Annotated in this window: 17 protein-coding genes; 5 read left to right on the top strand and 12 right to left on the bottom strand. The window is 65.6% G+C overall.

The annotated features are described in order from the left end of the window. Positions 1-338 precede the first annotated feature (338 nt). The 9 genes from madM to mdcA form a co-directional block, all read right to left on the bottom strand. Positions 339-1,103 carry a malonate transporter subunit MadM gene (madM, locus tag R9B85_RS01190; RefSeq protein WP_024087229.1) on the bottom strand — a complete coding sequence of 255 codons (765 nt, stop codon included), beginning with the start codon at positions 1,101-1,103 and terminating at the stop codon, positions 339-341. Positions 1,104-1,105: 2 nt separating this feature from the next. Beyond that, on the bottom strand, positions 1,106-1,528 hold the full coding sequence (gene madL / locus R9B85_RS01195; protein ID WP_003258591.1) for a malonate transporter subunit MadL: 423 nt from the start codon (positions 1,526-1,528) through the stop codon (positions 1,106-1,108). Positions 1,529-1,731: 203 nt separating this feature from the next. After that, positions 1,732-2,652 carry a malonate decarboxylase subunit epsilon gene (gene mdcH, locus R9B85_RS01200; RefSeq protein WP_313855177.1) on the bottom strand — a complete coding sequence of 307 codons (921 nt, stop codon included), beginning with the start codon at positions 2,650-2,652 and terminating at the stop codon, positions 1,732-1,734. Beyond that, a complete protein-coding gene (locus R9B85_RS01205; protein WP_313855179.1) occupies positions 2,649-3,263 on the bottom strand; it encodes a malonate decarboxylase holo-ACP synthase in 615 nt (204 codons plus the stop codon). Before R9B85_RS01205 ends, mdcH begins: the two co-directional genes overlap by 4 nt. 1 nt (position 3,264) lies before the next feature. Then, positions 3,265-4,056, bottom strand: coding sequence for a biotin-independent malonate decarboxylase subunit gamma (gene mdcE, locus R9B85_RS01210; protein WP_207879563.1), 792 nt, complete (start codon positions 4,054-4,056; stop codon positions 3,265-3,267). Further along, on the bottom strand, positions 4,053-4,901 hold the full coding sequence (locus tag R9B85_RS01215) for a biotin-independent malonate decarboxylase subunit beta (RefSeq protein WP_423770747.1): 849 nt from the start codon (positions 4,899-4,901) through the stop codon (positions 4,053-4,055). The genes mdcE and R9B85_RS01215 overlap by 4 nt, the downstream gene beginning before the upstream one ends. Further along, a complete protein-coding gene (locus R9B85_RS01220) occupies positions 4,894-5,193 on the bottom strand; it encodes a malonate decarboxylase subunit delta (protein WP_112254048.1) in 300 nt (99 codons plus the stop codon). The genes R9B85_RS01215 and R9B85_RS01220 overlap by 8 nt, the downstream gene beginning before the upstream one ends. A gap of 1 nt (position 5,194) precedes the next feature. Next, entirely contained in the window at positions 5,195-6,058 is an 864-nt protein-coding gene (locus tag R9B85_RS01225; RefSeq protein WP_423770748.1) for a triphosphoribosyl-dephospho-CoA synthase, read from the bottom strand. 212 nt (positions 6,059-6,270) lie between these two features. Continuing rightward, positions 6,271-7,932 carry a malonate decarboxylase subunit alpha gene (gene mdcA, locus R9B85_RS01230; protein ID WP_313855187.1) on the bottom strand — a complete coding sequence of 554 codons (1,662 nt, stop codon included), beginning with the start codon at positions 7,930-7,932 and terminating at the stop codon, positions 6,271-6,273. A 393-nt stretch (positions 7,933-8,325) separates the two neighbouring features. Between mdcA and R9B85_RS01235 the strand changes: the two genes are divergently transcribed. Together R9B85_RS01235 and R9B85_RS01240 are read left to right on the top strand one after the other, a co-directional pair. Further along, positions 8,326-9,396, top strand: a complete 1,071-nt coding sequence (locus tag R9B85_RS01235; protein ID WP_313855189.1) for an enoyl-CoA hydratase/isomerase family protein — start codon at positions 8,326-8,328, stop codon at positions 9,394-9,396. 16 nt (positions 9,397-9,412) lie between these two features. Next, complete coding sequence (locus R9B85_RS01240) at positions 9,413-10,564, top strand: acyl-CoA dehydrogenase family protein (RefSeq protein ID WP_003258582.1); 1,152 nt, start codon at positions 9,413-9,415, stop codon at positions 10,562-10,564. Between the two features lie 166 nt (positions 10,565-10,730). On the opposite strand, the gene R9B85_RS01245 is transcribed toward R9B85_RS01240, so the two are convergent. Next, positions 10,731-11,663 carry a LysR family transcriptional regulator gene (locus tag R9B85_RS01245; protein WP_215521329.1) on the bottom strand — a complete coding sequence of 311 codons (933 nt, stop codon included), beginning with the start codon at positions 11,661-11,663 and terminating at the stop codon, positions 10,731-10,733. A gap of 125 nt (positions 11,664-11,788) precedes the next feature. Here R9B85_RS01245 and R9B85_RS01250 point away from each other — a divergent pair, with 125 nt between their 5' ends. After that, positions 11,789-12,049 (top strand): DUF2790 domain-containing protein, encoded by a 261-nt coding sequence (locus R9B85_RS01250; protein ID WP_252379213.1) that lies wholly within the window; start codon positions 11,789-11,791, stop codon positions 12,047-12,049. A gap of 1 nt (position 12,050) precedes the next feature. Here the strand turns inward: R9B85_RS01250 and R9B85_RS01255 are convergent, their stop codons facing one another. Continuing rightward, entirely contained in the window at positions 12,051-12,743 is a 693-nt protein-coding gene (locus R9B85_RS01255) for a tRNA (adenine(22)-N(1))-methyltransferase (protein WP_252379214.1), read from the bottom strand. 147 nt (positions 12,744-12,890) lie between these two features. Here R9B85_RS01255 and R9B85_RS01260 point away from each other — a divergent pair, with 147 nt between their 5' ends. Then, positions 12,891-13,271, top strand: a complete 381-nt coding sequence (locus R9B85_RS01260) for a RidA family protein (protein WP_112254055.1) — start codon at positions 12,891-12,893, stop codon at positions 13,269-13,271. Between the two features lie 215 nt (positions 13,272-13,486). Next, positions 13,487-15,487, top strand: coding sequence for a peptidase U32 family protein (locus R9B85_RS01265; protein WP_112254056.1), 2,001 nt, complete (start codon positions 13,487-13,489; stop codon positions 15,485-15,487). Between the two features lie 151 nt (positions 15,488-15,638). Here the strand turns inward: R9B85_RS01265 and R9B85_RS01270 are convergent, their stop codons facing one another. After that, a complete protein-coding gene (locus R9B85_RS01270) occupies positions 15,639-16,964 on the bottom strand; it encodes a sigma-54 dependent transcriptional regulator (protein WP_112254057.1) in 1,326 nt (441 codons plus the stop codon). Positions 16,965-17,058 lie beyond the last annotated feature (94 nt).

The following is a 17,058-nucleotide window of genomic DNA, read 5'->3' on the forward strand; positions in this document are numbered from 1 at the left end:
TCTGTGGGAGCGGCTTCAGCCGCGAACACCGGCGCAGCCGGTGCCATGCACCGCGTTGGATTCTTCGCGGCTAAAGCCGCTCCCACAGGGTACGCGGCCGCTTGCGAATTCAGTTTTCTACGCGACAGCGCAGCCCAAAGGGCTGGGCAATCTCCCACAGGTACAGCATTGTTCTCGAGGTTGTCGCAGTACCTGTAGGAGCGGCCTTGTGTCGCGATGGGGCGCGCAGCGGCCCCAGGATCTTGGCTGCGGTGCGGATATCGCTGGGGCCGCGTTGCGGCCCGATCGCGACACAAGGCCGCTCCTACAAGGGGTCTGCGCAGTCCAGCAGATTGTTGTCAACCGACCAGGGCGCGTACGCAGAAGTACAGGATCGACGGGCCCATCAGGCAACCCAACCCGGTATGGAAGGTGGCTGTCAGCGCCCCGTACGGCACCAGCCGCCGGTCGGTCGCCGCCAGCCCGGCCGTCACCCCCGACACGGTCCCCGCCAACCCGCCGAACACCATCGCCGAACGTGGGTTGTCCAGCGCCAGCAGGCGCGCCGATACCGGGGTGAACACCATCACCAGGATCGCCTTGATCAGCCCGGTGGCAATCGACAGCGCCATCACATCCGAGCTGGCCCCCAGCGCCGCCCCGGTCACCGGCCCGACGATATAGGTCACCGCACCCGCACCGATGGTGGTCATGCTCACCGCATCACGGTAACCGAAGGCGTAGGCCACCGCAGCGCCGACAATGAACGGCAGCACCGTGCCAAGCAGCAGCGCCACCGCGCCGATCATCCCGGCCCTGCGCGCCTCGGTGGCCTGCACCTCGAAGGCCGTGGCGACAATGGCGAAGTCGCGCAGCATGGCCCCGCCCATCAGGCCGATGCCGGAAAACAGCGCCATGTCGGCCAGGCCTTTCTGGCCACCGGTAATGGTGCCACCGACCCAAGCCAGCACCAGGCCGATGACGATGGCGATGGCCGAGCCGTGCACGCGGCCGAAGGTCAGGTACTTCGACAGCACCACCGACAACCACATGATCGCGCCCACCACCGCGAAGGCGGTGATCAAACCGTTATGTTCCAGGGCATTGTCAATGATCGGCCACATGATCAACGCCCTCCTGCAGGGGCAGCCTGCACATTGCTTTCGGGGCCGGCCTCCACTGCCGGCAAGGGTTCGCCGCGGTGGCTGCGGCTGATCAGGGCAATGGTCGCACCGCACACCAGTACCGCACCCACCGCCGCCAGCAACGCCACCGGCCCGCCGTGCAGGGCGGTGACCACGTTCTGCTGGGCAGCCATGGCCACCACCACCGGGATGTACATGGCGCCCCAGAAGCCCACGCCGAACTCGCATTCCTTGCTCATGCCGCCGTTGCGGTGCATGTACAGGCGTGCGCAGATCAGCAGGATCATGGCGATGCCGACCCCGCCCACATTGGATTTGACGCCCAACAGCACGCCCAGGAAGTCGCCGACGATGACGCCGGCAAGCGTGCAGACCGCCAGCAGTGCCACACCATAGATGATCATTGTTGTTGTCCTCAGGTAGTGTCGAAGTTGCTTGTTGTTGTTCTTCGTAAACACACTTTGTGCAGCTTTCGCCCCCATGGAACTGAACTCTGTGGGAGCGGCTTTAGCCGCGAACACCGGCGCAGCCGGTGCCATGCACCGCGTTGAGTTCTTCGCGGCTAAAGCCGCTCCCACAGGGATCACCATCCGCCGCGGTGTTGCCATCATCGTTCGTCGGCCACCTCCTGGCGCAGCAGCGCATCCAGGGTATCCCAACGTGTGCCTTCAACAGCAACCACCCTGCCCTGTTCGAACACCGGCCGGGCCAGCCCGCTGAGTACGTTGCCGGGCGGCAGTTCCAGGTGCAGGCGCACGCCACGCTCATAGGCGTTGCGCAACGTGGCACGCCAGTCGACCACCCGCGCCATGTTGCCGGCCAGGTCGTCGCGCAGACGCTGTGGGTCGAATATCGGCCGTGCACTGCTGCCGCTGAGGTAGGTGATACGCGGTCGCTGCAGCTCGACCGTGGCGAAGGCACTGGCCAGTTCGGCCGCCGGGCCATCCAGCAACGGGCAATGCGACGGCACGCTGATCGCCAGGCGCCGGGCCACGCCCTGGCCAAGGCGGCGTGCCCTGGCGGCAACCGCAGCCATCGCGCCATCGCTACCGGCGATGACAATCTGGTTGTCGCTGTTGAGGTTGGCGACATACACCTCGCCGCCCGCATCGCTCAGCAAGCGTTCGACACAGGCCAGGTCCAGGCCGCTGAGTGCGGTCATGCCGTAGCCTTGCGGATAGGCGCGCTGCATCAGTTCGCCACGCAGGGCAACCAGGCGCACGGCATCAGCAAAGCCCAGGGCGCCCGCCGTGACCGCCGCCGGGTAGGCGCCAATCGACAAGCCCGCCACGTAATCCGGCGCGGGGCTGCGCTGCATCAGCCAGCGCGCCCAGGCCACGCCAGCCAGCAGCAGGCACAGCTGCACGGCACGGGTCGTCTGCAGGGCCTGCTGGCTGTCCAGTGCCAGGGCCTGCTGGCCGAGGGTGTCACTGGCCTCTTCCAGCAATTGCCCGACACCCTCAGGCAGGCGCTGCAGCATGCCCACCTGCTGGGCGCCCTGGCCGGGGAAGGCGAACAAGCTGCTCATGCTGCACGCTCCATCGCTGCCCATGGGTCGCTGACCAGGCGTGGACCATGGGCCGACTTGAGCAGCACGCGGCGGGCGAAGCCGGCCCACTCACGCAGGGCGACCGCACCCGCCGGGGTTTCCAGCTGCAGGTCGATACGACAAGGCGCGCAATCGAGGATATCCAGCAGCTCACGCGCCTGCGCCCGGGCCAGCGGTTGTGGGGTGCGCAGCAGCAAGTCCAGGTCGCTGTCGGCGTGTACCACCTCAATGCCAGTGGCGATCTGGTACCCCACCCCACCTGTCGGCCCCCACGCCATCCCGCTGGCATCCAGTACCGGGGTGACCGAGGCCAGGGCCTGCAATGCAGGCCAAGGGCTTTCAGCTTGCCAGCGCAGCGTTTCGGGGCCTTGCTGACACTGGATATCGGCCAGCCGCATCAGTACACCCGACCGCTGCGCCCTGCCCTGGCCACGCAGCCCCACCGCCACCCAGGCGTCCGCACAGGTGGCACGGCGCACCACCACCGGCTGGCCGCTCAGCAGCACATCCTGCGCCCAACGCGGCGCATCAGCAGGCAGGCCCGATACGGGCATGCCCCAGAGCAGGTCGTGCGGCCTTGGCGCGTTCATCTCAAGCGCCCTGCCACTGGCGGCGCAGCTGTTCGCGCACCTGGCGCGAGGCGCTGCGGTTTTCGCCCGCCAGCCGCGACGACAGGTCGCTCGAGCTGCCGATGTCGCGCACCGCATCAGCCAGGCAGGCACGTACCTGGGCGATGTCGGCACTGCTCGGCATCTCGGCGTTGTCCACCGTCAGGCGACGCCACAGCAGACCCAGCGAGGCGTAGCTGGCCAGGTCGTAGGCCATTGGCGGCACCTCGGCGGCCAGGGCTTCCAGTTGCTCGACGCTGCGCAGGGTGATGCGTGCCGCCGCCGCCTTGCCCATGGCGTGCACCATGACCCCGGCATCGTCCAGGGCGATCAGGCGCTGGGCCTGGTAACCGTGGGCCAGGAAGGCACCAGACATGGCCTTGCCGACCAGCAGGCCGATCACCGGGTGCCCGGCCAGCCGCGCCTGGGCATAGGCCTGCACCGCAGCGGCCAAAGCCTGGTGAATCCCCAATGCCTCCTCACGGCGGCCATAGGCCTGGCTGGGCACGTCGATCACCGCGACGATGGCGCGCTTCTGACCGTGGCGGTCAGCCTCGACCGCTTCGCTCACGGCCTTGGCCAGGCCCCAGCCTTCCAGCAGGCCGACTTCGCCAGAGCGCGCCCGGGGGAACGGGTTGTCGGCGTCCGGCACCACGGCAATGAAGCGCGCCAGGCGGTTGTCCAGTTCGCCATCGATTACCCGCAACGACGCGGGGTAGCCGGGCAAGGCTTGCCCGCCGGCCAGGCCCGGCAGCCAGTTCAAGGCACGGTTCATTTGGCTTCTCCTTGGTAAAGGTCACGCACGGCAGCGGCATCCAGTTGCGGGCAGCCATCGCCCAGCCGGGCCAGGCGTTCGAGGAACCAGGCGTGTTGACCGGCGCGATCCCTTGAAGGCTCGTCGAGCAATTGCAGCAAGCGTTCGCGCAACGCCTCGATGTCATCGGCCACATAGGCATCGACCAGGCCGCTGGCGTGGCGCTGCTCGCCGCCGGTCAAGCTCCAGATGAAGGGGCGGTCCTTGGCGTCGTATTCACCGATGCCCGCTTCCTGCTCGATCACCTGCGGGCCGTTGAGGCCCAGGCGGGCTTCGCGGGTGACCAGCAAGTGGCTGCACAGGCCGGCGGCGATGGACATGCCGCCGAAACAGCCGACCGAACCTGCGACCAGGCCGACCACCGGCTGCCAGGCGCGCAGCTCGACAATCGCCGCCTGTATTTCGGCAATCGCCGCCAGGCCCAGGTTGGCTTCCTGCAGGCGTACACCGCCGGTTTCCAGCAGCAGCACGGCGCAGGTGGGGATGCCGTTGCGGTTGTCTTCGATCGCCAGTTCCAGCGCACCGGCGATCTTGGCACCACCCACCTCGCCCATGCTGCCGCCCTGGAAACCGCCTTCGATGGCGGCAACCACAGCGTTGCGCCCGCTCAGCAGGCCCTTGGCGATGACCACGCCATCATCGGCCTGGGGCACGATGCCCTGGCGCGGCAGCCAGGGTGACATCAGCCGGTCGAACGGGCCCAGCAGTTCACGGAAGCTGCCCGGGTCGAGCATGGCGCGGGCGCGCTGGCGGGCGCCCAGTTCGACAAAGCTGCGGCTGTGCAGCAAGCGTGCGGTATCAGTCATGGGCGATCTCCTCGAAGCCTTGCTCCAGACGCAGGCGCACCACGCCTGGGGTGGCGCCGAAATCATGAATGTCGATATTCATGGCCGGCCAGCTGCGGCCCTCGAACAGGCGCTGGAACAGCTGCGCCCAGCGGGCAGCGCTGCCGTTGACCGAAGTCACTACCTGGATTTGCAAGCTGCCGGCGGTGCCAGGCTCGATCAGCACCTCAAGGTCGCCGGAGCTGACACAGCCCACCAGCGTGCGGCCACGCCCAGGTGCAGCGGCGGGGAATTGAAAGGTCAGGGTTTCCATGTCACAGGCTCCCGGCTTTGTCGAGGAACAGGCAGGCGGCCAGCAGATCGGCGGCGCCGCCCGGTGAGGCATTCAGGTGCAGCAGATGCTGATCCAGCCGGCGCAGCTGCCGGCGCCCGGCCAGCGTGGCGCTGCCGCCGTCGCTCAGCACGCTACGGGCGCCGTGCTGGACGGCAGCCAGCCCGGTCGGGCCGCTGCGCCAGAGCACGCAGGTATCGTTGAGCACGGCCATGATCGCCAGCAGCGCGTCGAGCCGGGCGTGCGGCTCGCTGGCTCCAGCGGCGCGGCTGCGCTGCAGTTGCGGCAGGCCGTGAGCGATAACCGCTGGGAAACCTTGTTGCGCCTGCTCGCGGGCACCGCCAGTGCCGTAGCGGCGGCATACTTGCAGGCCGTGGCTGTCTTGCGGGGGCATGGCCGGGTCATCAAGCAGTGCGATGCGCCCGGCGCGGGCGGCCAAGGTGGGGGCTTGCGCCTGGGGGTCGAGGGCCTTGGATGCTACCAGCAGGCCGAGGGCCCAGATTGCGCCACGGTGAGTGTTGACCCCGCCGGTGGCTGCCAGCATCGCCACTTCGCCTTCGCGGCCGAGCTGCCCCAGTGTGGCGCGCAAGGGGGGGCTGATTGCGCCGGTGGTCAGGGCGGCTTCGGCCATCTGCCGCAGACATGGCCACAAGGCCAGGGCCGAGGCGTGCATCAGGGCCAGAGACATGTCGGGATGGGCGCCGTTGCCACGTCGGTCGACCAGGCCGGGTTTGGGGGACAGGTCGGCTTCGTCGATCAACGCTTCCACGGCTAGGTCGGCCAGGTGGTCGGCCAGGGGTAATTCGGTTGCCTGTGCTGGCCTCTTCGCGGGTAAACCCGCTCCCACAGGGACCGCGTCTGGTCTGGGCTCGGCGTCAGACCTCTTCGCGGGTAAACCCGCTCCCACAGGGACCGCGCCTGGTTTGGGCTCGGCGTCAGGCCTCTTCGCGGGCATGCCCGCTCCCACAGGGATGGTGCAAATGTCGAGTGCATCACTTTTCCTGTGGGAGCGGGCGTGCCCGCGAAGAAGCTCATGCGGTTGCAAGTCGAGTGCTTTCATCACCAGCTCCTGAACCGTGCAGGCGGGTTGTAGAGGCCGCCGGACCATTCGACCAGGTCGGCGATGCTGCGCGCAGCCAGCAATTCGCGGCTGGCGTCGGTGCGGCGGATGCCGAGGTCCTCGGGCAAGGCGACCAGGCCTTGCTGGCGCAGGCGCAAGGTGTCCCTGGGGTCGTGCCGCAGGCCGATGGCGGTAACCCCGGCCACGGCGGCGATCATCTGCTGGCGTTCTTCCAGGCTGCGGGCTTTGTACAGGTAGGCAATGCCCTCCTCGGTCAGCAGGTGAGTGACGTCGTCGCCATAGATCATCACCGGCGCCAGCGGCATGCCGGCTTTCCTGGCCACCTCCACGGCATCGAGGGTTTCCACGAAGGTGGGCTTGCCGCCTTCCTGGTAGGTCTCGACCATCTGCACCACCAGCTTGCGACCGCGCTCGAGCAGGGTTTCCGGCACGGTCATGTCCAGCCAGGCCGGGGTCGCGTGGCGCCGGCCACGGGGGTCGTGGCCCATGTTCGGCGCTCCACCGAAGCCAGCCAGGCGGCCGCGGGTCACGGTCGAGGAATGACCATCGCCATCCACCTGCAGGGTGGCGCCGATGAACAGGTCGACGGCGTACTGCCCGGCCAGCTGGCACATCATGCGGTTGGAACGCAGTGAACCGTCACGGCCGGTGAAGAACACGTCTGGGCGCTGGGCGATGTAGTCTTCCATGCCCAGCTCGGTGCCGAAGCAGTGCACGCTTTCCACCCAGCCAGTCTCTATGGCCGGGATCAGCGTCGGGTGCGGGTTGAGTGTCCAGTTGCGGCAGATCTTGCCCTTCAGGCCCAGCGACTCGCCATAGGTAGGCAGGATCAGCTCGATGGCGGCGGTGTTGAAGCCTATGCCATGGTTCAGCGACTGTACCTGGTGCTTTTCGTAGATGCCGCGAATGGCCATCATCGCCATCAGCACGTGCACCGGCTTGATATGGCGCGGGTCGCGGGTGAACAGCGGCTCTATATAGAAAGGCTGGTCTGCAACCACCACGAAATCGACCCAGGATGCCGGGATATCGACCCTTGGCAAGTCATCAACGCGGTCCACCAGCTGGTTGACCTGGGCGATGACGATGCCGTCGCTGAAAGCGGCCGGCTCCACCAGCGCCGGGGTGTCTTCGGTGCTGGGGCCGGTGTAGAGGTTGCCATCGCGGTCGGCCATGAAGCCTGCCACCAGGGTAACGTTGGGAATCAGGTCGACCAGCAGCCGCGAGTACAGCTCGATGTAGGTGTGGATGGCACCGACTTCGAGCAGGCCGTCTTCCAGCAGCTGGCCAATGCGCAGGCTCTGCGGGCCGGCGAAGGAGAAGTCGAGCTTGCGGGCGATACCACGTTCGAACAGGTCCAGGTGCTCGGCGCGGCTGACGCTGGGCATGATCATGTGCAGGTCGTGCAGGCGCTCAGGGTCGACCTTGGCCAGCGCGCGCGAGAGGAAGTCGGCCTGCTTCTGGTTGTTGCCTTCGAGCACTACCCGGTCGCCGGGCGCCAGCAGCAGTTCCAGGGCTTCAACGATACGCTCGGTGGGCAGCACCACGCCGTCGGCGAGGTGACGGACCCGGTCAAGGCGACGCTGCTTTTCGGCGCGCCGCCGCGACCATTGCGGCGGTGGATTCTTGGTTGTTGTCATGGTGACTCCACGGGTTCGCTGTCGTGGAGTCACCTTAGGGCTGGGGTGGTTGCGCATCAATCAAGCTCAGGCACTGATCGTTACGGTCAGGGTAACGATTCAGCATATGCGCTTTCGCTCATGGCCCTATCGCCGGCAAACCAGCTCCCACAGGTACAGCGCAGGCCTTGAAAGTTGTGCGGTACCTGTGGGAGCTGGCTTGCCGGCGATAGGGCCAGCCCGGCCAACCTGAAACCTTGCTAGAGTGGCGTTATCGCCACACAAGACAAAAATGCAGAATCCCCCTGCAGATTTGTCGATTGTGCAAGGCAAATTCGCATGACAGGATCCTGCGATCCTCCAGCGAACTCCAGACTTCACTTGGAAAATCAATAACAAAGCAGGGAGAACGCAATGACTGCGCACGCTCATATCTCGGCAACCGACAATGTGCTGGCCGAGGTCCGCAACCAGATCGGCCATCTGACCCTGAACCGCCCCGCCGGCCTCAATGCCCTGACTCTGGACATGGTCCGCAGCCTGCGCCAGCACCTCGACCTGTGGGCCGAAGACCCCCACGTACATGCCGTGGTGCTGCGTGGCGAGGGTCCCAAGGGTTTCTGCGCCGGTGGTGATATCCGCTCGCTGCACGACAGCTTCAAGGCCGGCGAAACGCTGCATGAAACCTTCTTCGTCGAGGAGTACGCCCTTGACCTCGCTATCCACCGCTACCGCAAGCCGATACTGGTGCTGATGGATGGCTTCACCCTCGGTGGCGGCATGGGCCTGGCCCAGGGCTGCGACCTGCGCGTGGTTACCGAACGCAGCCGCCTGGGCATGCCCGAAGTGGGCATCGGCTACTTCCCGGATGTGGGTGGCAGCTACTTCCTGTCGCGCATCCCTGGCGAGCTGGGCATCTACCTGGGCGTCAGCGGCACCCAGATCCACGCCGCCGATGCGCTGTACTGCGGCCTGGCCGACTGGTACCTGGCCAGCGACCAGCTGGCAGCCCTCGACCAGGGCCTGGACCAGCTGCGCTTTGGCGACCACCCACTCAAGGACCTGCAGAACCTGCTGGCCAGGCTCGGCACCCAGGTGCTCGACAATGCGCCACTGGAAAAACTGCGCCCGGTCATCGACCACTACTTCGCCCTGCCCGACGTGCCCGCCATTGTCGAGCAACTGCGTGCGGTAAGCATCGGCGACAGCCACGCCTGGGCTGTGGCCACCGCCGACCAGCTGGAAAGCCGTTCGCCGCTGGCCATGGCGGTTACTCTGGAAATGCTGCGCCGTGGTCGCCAGCTGGGCCTTGACGACTGCTTTGCCATGGAGCTGCACCTGGACCGCCAGTGGTTCCAGCACGGCGACATCATCGAAGGCGTGCGCGCGCTAATCATCGACAAGGACAAGCAGCCACGCTGGAACCCGCCGACCCTGGCCGCACTGCAACGCCAGCGGGTCGACCAATTCTTCGAAGGCCTGTGAGCCCGGGAGTACACAGATGCAAGACCTGGAACTGAGCGAAGAACAGATCATGATCCGCGACATGGCACGGGACTTTGCCCGTGGCGAGATCGCCCCGCATGCCCAGGCCTGGGAAAAGGCCGGCTGGATCGACGATGGCGTGGTGCGCAAGATGGGCGAACTGGGCCTGCTGGGCATGGTGGTGCCGGAAGACTTCGGCGGCAGCTACACCGACTACGTCGCCTACGCCCTGGCGGTGGAAGAGATCGCCGCCGGTTGCGGCGCCACCGGAGCCATGATGAGCATCCACAACTCGGTGGGCTGCGGCCCGCTGCTGGCCTACGGCACGGCCGAACAGCAACAGCAGTGGCTGCCACGCCTGGCCACCGGTGAGGTGATCGGCTGCTTCTGCCTGACCGAGCCACAGGCCGGTTCCGAGGCGCACAACCTGCGCACCCGCGCCGAGCTGGTGGATGGTCAGTGGGTAATCAACGGCGCCAAGCAGTTTGTCAGCAACGCTCGCCGCGCCGGCCTGGCCATTGTCTTCGCGGTGACCGACCCGGAACTGGGCAAAAAGGGCCTGTCAGCGTTCCTGGTGCCCACCGACAACCCGGGCTTCAAGGTCGATCGCAGCGAGCACAAGATGGGCATCCGCGCCTCCGACACCTGCGCGGTCACCTTCGACAACTGCCGCATCCCGGCCGCCAACATCCTCGGTGAGCGTGGCAAGGGCCTGGCCATCGCCCTGTCCAACCTCGAGGGCGGCCGTATCGGCATTGCTGCCCAGGCGCTGGGCATCGCACGCGCCGCGTTCGAGGCAGCGTTGGCCTACTCGCGTGATCGGGTACAGTTCGGCAAGCCGATCAACGAGCACCAGAGCATCGCCAACCTGCTGGCCGACATGCAGGTGCAGGTCAATGCCGCTCGCCTGCTGATCCTGCATGCCGCACGCCTGCGCAGCGCCGGCAAACCATGCCTGTCGGAGGCTTCCCAGGCCAAGCTGTTCGCCTCGGAAATGGCCGAGCGGGTGTGCTCGATGGCAATCCAGGTGCACGGTGGGTATGGCTACCTGGAGGATTACCCGGTAGAGCGCTACTACCGCGATGCGCGGATCACGCAGATCTATGAAGGGTCGAGCGAGATCCAGCGGATGCTGATTGCGCGGGAGTTGAAGCACTACCCGTTGTAATCAGCTGGAATATTGGGGCCGCTGTGCGGCCCATCGCCGGCAAGCCAGCTCCCACAGGTACTGCGCCGCTCTCAGAGCACTTGATGAACCTGTGGGAGCTGGCTTGCCGGCGATAGGGCCAGTAAAGGCAGTGCAAGAAGTTGCCTCAAAAAAGCAGATCAGTCCTTCAACGCCAATACCGCGAATCATCCACCACCCTGGCATGCCCCTCGAACAGCGCCGGCAGCTGCTCCTTGAGGTAGTCGATCCAGGTGCGCACCTTGGCATCCAGGTAATGCCGTGACGGGTAGATCGCATACAGGGCGCTTTCGCGCAGGCGATACGGCGCCAGCAACCGGCACAACCGCCCCTGTTCGATCGCCTGGCTGGCGGTATAGAACGGCAGCAGGCCAATGCCCATGCCCAGCTCGCTGGCTACCAGCATGGCGTCGGCGACGTTGGTGGAAAAACTGTCGTTCGGTGTGATCACACACTGGTCCACCCCTTGCGGGAACACCCAGTCACCTTCGTACACTGGATAAGCCATGCGCAGGCAACGGTGCTGGTGCAGGTCTTCCGGGCGCTCTGGCACGCCGTGGGCCACCAGGTAGCTCGGCGCAGCGCAGGGGATGCTGAAGATGTTGCCCAGCGGCACGGCGATCAGCTGCGAATCCGGCAACGCCCCGTCCACGGTAATCACCACGTCATGCCCTTCGGCCAGCGGGTCCGGGTTGCGCTGGGACAGGGTCAGCTCGATCAGCACCTCCGGGCACAATGCGTTGTAGCCCGCCACCAGCGGCATCAGCAACAGGCCCAGCCCGTGCGGGCAATGCAGGCGCAGGCGGCCGCGGGGCGTCAGGTGCGCGCCACGGGCCTCACCCACCGCCTCTTCGGTCAGCAACAGGATCTGCCGCGAGCGCTCGAGAAACCGCTCGCCCGCCTCGCTCATGCGCAAACGCCGCGTGGTGCGGTGCAGCAGGCGGGTCTGCAGCTGGTTTTCCAGCTCGGCAACGATGCGCGAAACCTGCGCCGCGGAAATGTCCAGGGCATTGGCGGCCGCAGCGAAGCTGCCACATTCCACCACACGGGCAAAGGTACGCATGGCATGCAGCATGTCCATGAAGGTGTGCTCCTTGTCTGGTCTTATTCTTGCGTTACAGGCAGGAATCTATCACGGGTTAGCCCATTTATTGTGGATGACCAATGAATGGATCATTAGCCATACATTGAAAAAAGGAGCCTGCCATGAAACGTTCGATCGCTGTCCTTGCCGTTGCCGCTGCTCTCGCGTCGTTCGGTGCCCTTGCCGACACCGGCAGCAACCAGCCGGTCAGCAGCAACTACGAATACGGCATGCCACTGGATGTGGCCAAGGTCATCTCCATCACCCCGGCCAGCAACGCCGCCGACTGCCAGGTTGGCACCGCGCACATGGTGTATGTCGACCACCAGGGCCAGAAGCACGAAATAGACTACCGGGAAATGGGCAACTGCTCGCAGCAGTGAGTCAGGCCAGCACTTCGGTGATCCAGCCGACCTGTTGCCTGAAGTCGTCGATTTTCGCCTGAGGCACCGCACCGCGGGCCCGCTCGAAGTTGGCCAGGGTCTGCTGCTTCTGCCGCAGCATGCGCCGCCACTTGACCAGGAACGCCTCGCTTTTTTCCTGCACCAGCACCGGGCCGAAGTACAGCTGTTCAGCGGTGTACGCCGCCCCGCCAGGCTCGGCGACGATGATCTCGTAGTCGAAGCGGTTTTCCCGTAGCAGTTCTTCGCTGACGATCCGGTAACCATTGCCCACCAGCCACTGGCGCAGTTCGCGCTCGGCGCCATTGGGCTGCAGCACCAGGCGGGTGACGCCAGCCAGGCGCTGCTTGCCGGCCTCGAGGATCTCGCACATGGTGTCGCCACCCATGCCGCAGATGCTGACCACCGAGATTCGATCTTCCGGCTCGACCGCCGCCAGGCCATCGGCCAGGCGCACGCTGACCCGGCCTTCCAGGCCGTTCCTGCGCACGTTGCGCTGGGCCGAGGCGAACGGCGTCTGCGCCACCTCGCCCGCTACCGCCGCGTCCAGCACGCCGCGCAGCATCAGGGCTACCGGCAGGTAGCCATGGTCCGAGCCAATGTCGGCCAGGCGCGCGCCTTGCGGTACTTGTGCAGCCACGCGCTCCAGGCGCCTGGACAATGTCTGTTCGTTCAACGTAAACCCCTGCTTTGCAATCGGCCGCGATTCTGACGGTGAACGCCGCGCATTTCAAACACCGCCACCCCGGCCGGCCACCCTCGACCGGGCCGGCCGGCTCGCGTAGGCTTGCCGCTTTCCTTCCGTAGCAAGGCAAAACACACCATGGCACAAGCAGACATCATCTACACCCCTGATCCGGACGCCGAGTCGATTTCCTCCGACGTTGCCGAATTCAACGGCGTGCTGGTCACCACCCAGATCCCGACCCACGCCGATGGCAGCCTGGAGCTGGGCGGCATCGTCGAGCAGAGCGAGTGCACCCTGCAGGCGTTGAAAGTGGCGCTGGAGAAGGCCGGCAGCGGCATGGACCGGGTGCTGCACCTGACCATCTACCTCACCGACATGGCCGACCGCGCGGCATTCAACGAGGTGTACCAGCGCTTCTTCAGCAAACCATGGCCGGTACGCGCCGCCGTGGGTGTGGCTGCACTGGCGTTCGAAGGCATGCGTGTGGAAGTGACCGCAATGGCTGCCAAGCGCTGATTTTCGCGCAATACGCAATCCTGCAGGAGCGGCCTTGTGTCGCGATTGGGGTGCGCAGCGCCCCCAGATTCTCAGCTCCGCAGCAGGTATTGCCGGGGCCGCGTTGCGGCCCTTCGCGACACAAGGCCGCTCCTACAAGCACCCCGATGATGCCGCCAGCCCGTTTCGCCGCTACAATGCCCGCCTAAACCGTGACAGCCCGAACCTATAACGACATGTCCCTTCCAAAGAATCACCTGGAACTGCTCAGCCCTGCCCGTGACGTGGCCATCGCCCGCGAAGCGATCCTGCACGGCGCAGACGCCATCTACATCGGTGGCCCGAGCTTCGGCGCGCGCCATAACGCCTGCAACGAAGTCAGCGATATCGCCGAACTGGTCGAGTTCGCCCATCGCTACCATGCACGCGTGTTCACCACCATCAACACCATTCTCCACGACAACGAGCTGGAGCCCGCGCGCAAGCTGATCCACCAGCTGTACGACGCCGGTGTCGACGCGCTGATCGTGCAGGACCTGGGGGTGATGGAGCTGGACATTCCGCCGATCGAGCTGCACGCCAGCACCCAGACCGACATCCGCACCCTGGAACGGGCCAGGTTCCTCGACCAGGCCGGCTTCTCCCAGCTGGTGCTGGCGCGCGAGCTGAACCTGCAGCAGATCCGCGCCATCGCCGCCGAAACCGACGCTGCCATCGAGTTTTTCATCCACGGTGCGCTGTGCGTGGCCTTCTCCGGCCAGTGCAACATCTCCCATGCGCAGACCGGCCGCAGCGCCAACCGTGGCGACTGCTCGCAAGCCTGCCGCCTGCCCTACACCCTGAAGGATGACCAGGGCCGCGTGGTTGCGTTCGAGAAGCACCTGCTGTCGATGAAAGACAACAACCAGACCGCCAACCTGGCTGACCTGGTCGATGCCGGCGTGCGCTCGTTCAAGATCGAAGGCCGCTACAAGGACATGGCCTATGTGAAGAACATCACCGCCCACTACCGCAAGGAACTCGACGCCATCCTCGAAGGCCGCCCGGAGCTGGCCCGCGCCTCCAGCGGCCGCACCGAGCACTTCTTCGTGCCCGACCCGGACAAGACCTTCCACCGCGGCAGCACCGACTACTTCGTCACCGACCGCAAGGTCGACATCGGCGCCTTCGACTCGCCAACCTTCACCGGCCTGCCGGTGGGCGTGGTGGAAAAGGTCGGCAAGCGTGACATGCAGGTGGTCACCGAAGTACCGCTGACCAACGGCGACGGCCTCAATGTGCTGGTAAAACGCGAAGTGGTGGGCTTCCGCGCCAACATCGCCGAACCGCGTGGCGAGTTCGAGGAAGACGGCGAAAAGCGCTACCGTTACCGCGTCGAGCCCAACGAAATGCCCGAAGGCCTGCACAAGCTGCGGCCCAACCACCCGCTGTCGCGCAACCTCGACCACAACTGGCAGCAAGCCCTGCAACGCACCTCGGCCGAGCGCCGCATCGGCGTGCAATGGCAGGCGGTACTGCGCGAGCAACGCCTGGCGCTGACCGTCACCAGCGAGGAAGGCGTGAGCGTGCAAGTGGCACTGGACGGCCCGTTCGGCCCGGCCAACAAGCCGCAGCAGGCGCTGGAGCAGTTGCACGACCTGCTCGGCCAGCTGGGTACCACCATGTACCATGCCGACAGCATCGAGCTGGACGCACCGCAGGCGTACTTCGTCCCCAACTCGCAGCTCAAGGCCCTGCGCCGTGAAGCCATCGAGGCATTGACTGCTGCACGGGTTCAGGCACACCCGCGTGGCGGGCGCAAGGCCGAGACCACGCCACCGCCGGTATACCCCGAGTCGCACCTGTCGTTCCTGGCCAACGTGTACAACCAGAAGGCTCGCGACTTCTACCACCGCCACGGCGTGCAGCTGATCGACGCGGCCTACGAGGCCCATGAAGAGCACGGCGAAGTGCCGGTGATGATCACCAAGCACTGCCTGCGCTTCTCCTTCAACCTGTGCCCCAAGCAAGCCAAGGGCGTGACCGGCGTGCGCACCAAGGTGGCACCGATGCAGCTGATCCAGGGTGATGAGGTGTTGACCCTGAAGTTCGACTGCAAGCCGTGCGAAATGCATGTGATCGGCAAGATGAAGAGCCACATCATCGACCTGCCGACCCCGGGCAGCGCGGTAGCCCAGGTGGTTGGGCATATCAGCCCGGAAGACCTGCTGAAGACCATTCCGCGCGGGCCGCATTGATCATTAGCTTGCAAGGGCCCTTTCGCGGCTAAAGCCGCTCCCACAGAAACTGCGCCAGTACCTGTGGGAGCGGGTTTACCCGCGAACACCGGCGTAGCCGGTGCCATCCACCGCGGCGCCCGGTTCGCGGGTGAACCCGCTCCCACAGGGATCAGCGCATCTGATGCTTGTGCAGCAGCCGATAGAAAGTCGGCCGCGAAATACCTAGCACCTTCGCCGCCACGCTCAGGTTGTTGCTGTGCCTGCTGAGCACATCACTCAGCGCCTGGCGCTCGGCCCGGTGCTTGTACTCCTCCAGCGTGCCCAGGGGTTGCTGTACCTGGTCGAGGGTCTGCAACCCCAGGTCCTGTGCCTCGATTTGCCGGCCTTCGGCCAGCACCAGCCCGCGTCGCACCCGGTTGGCCAACTCGCGGACATTGCCCGGCCAGTCATGCCGGCCCATCGCCGCCAAGGCATGGTCGCTGAACGAGCGCGGCCTGCGCCCGGTTTCCAGGCTGTAGAAATGAGCAAAATGATTGGCCAGCATCGACAGGTCGCCATGCCGGTCGCGCAAAGGCGCGGTCACTACCTGCAACACGTTCAGGCGGTAATACAGGTCTTCGCGAAAGCGCCCTTGCTCGATGGCCCTTTCCAGGTCCACGTGGGTAGCCGCCAGAACGCGCACATCCACCGGGATCGGCTGGCTGCCACCCACGCGCTCGATGTGCTTTTCCTGCAGAAAGCGCAGCAGATTGGCCTGCAACTCCAGCGGCAAGTCACCAATTTCGTCGAGGAACAACGTGCCACCATGAGCCGCTTCGATGCGCCCGGCCTTGCGCTGATGAGCACCGGTGAAGGCGCCCTTCTCATGGCCAAACAGTTCCGACTGGATCAAGTGCTCGGGAATGGCCCCGCAGTTGATGGCAACGAACGGCTGCTCGCTGCGTTGCGACTGGCGGTGCAGGGTACGGGCCACCAGTTCCTTGCCGGTGCCGCTCTCACCGCAGATCAGCACTGGCGACTCAGTAGGCGCCAGCTTGCCCAGCAGCTTGCGCAGATCGCGGATCGGGCGGCTATCGCCGAGCAGCTCGTGGCTCGTTTCATCCACCCTCGCCACCCCTTTGCCGCGCAGGCGCGCCATGCCGAAGGCGCGGCCCAGGGTAACCTGCACGCGGGAAACGTCGAACGGCAAGGTGTGGAAATCGAAGAACCATTCACAAACAAAATCGCCGACCGCCGGCATGCGCAGCTGTTCGGCGCTGAGCACTGCAATCCATTCGGTGTGGCTGCGCTTGATCAAGTCCTTGACCCCGTCGGGGCGCCTGAGGTGCGACGCCTGCAAGCGCAGCAGGCCCACATCGCAAGGATGATCCAGCGCGGCACCGAGCATGCAGCTGTGTACATCCCAGCCTGCGCTGCGCAAGCCAGGCAACAAACGGTGGCAGTCATCGCAGGGGTCGACGATGAGCAAACGGCGTTGGGCGGCAGGCTGCTGCATGACCGATCCTTGGCGCCAGTTTTCGGTTTTTTGAAATAAAACAGCAAGTTGTGGCGCCCGATTAACAGTAGCAACGAAGTTGACGGTTCCCAGT

The organism is Pseudomonas sp. NLJ1 (assembly GCF_049486705.1).
GTDB lineage: Bacteria > Pseudomonadota > Gammaproteobacteria > Pseudomonadales > Pseudomonadaceae > Aquipseudomonas > Aquipseudomonas inefficax.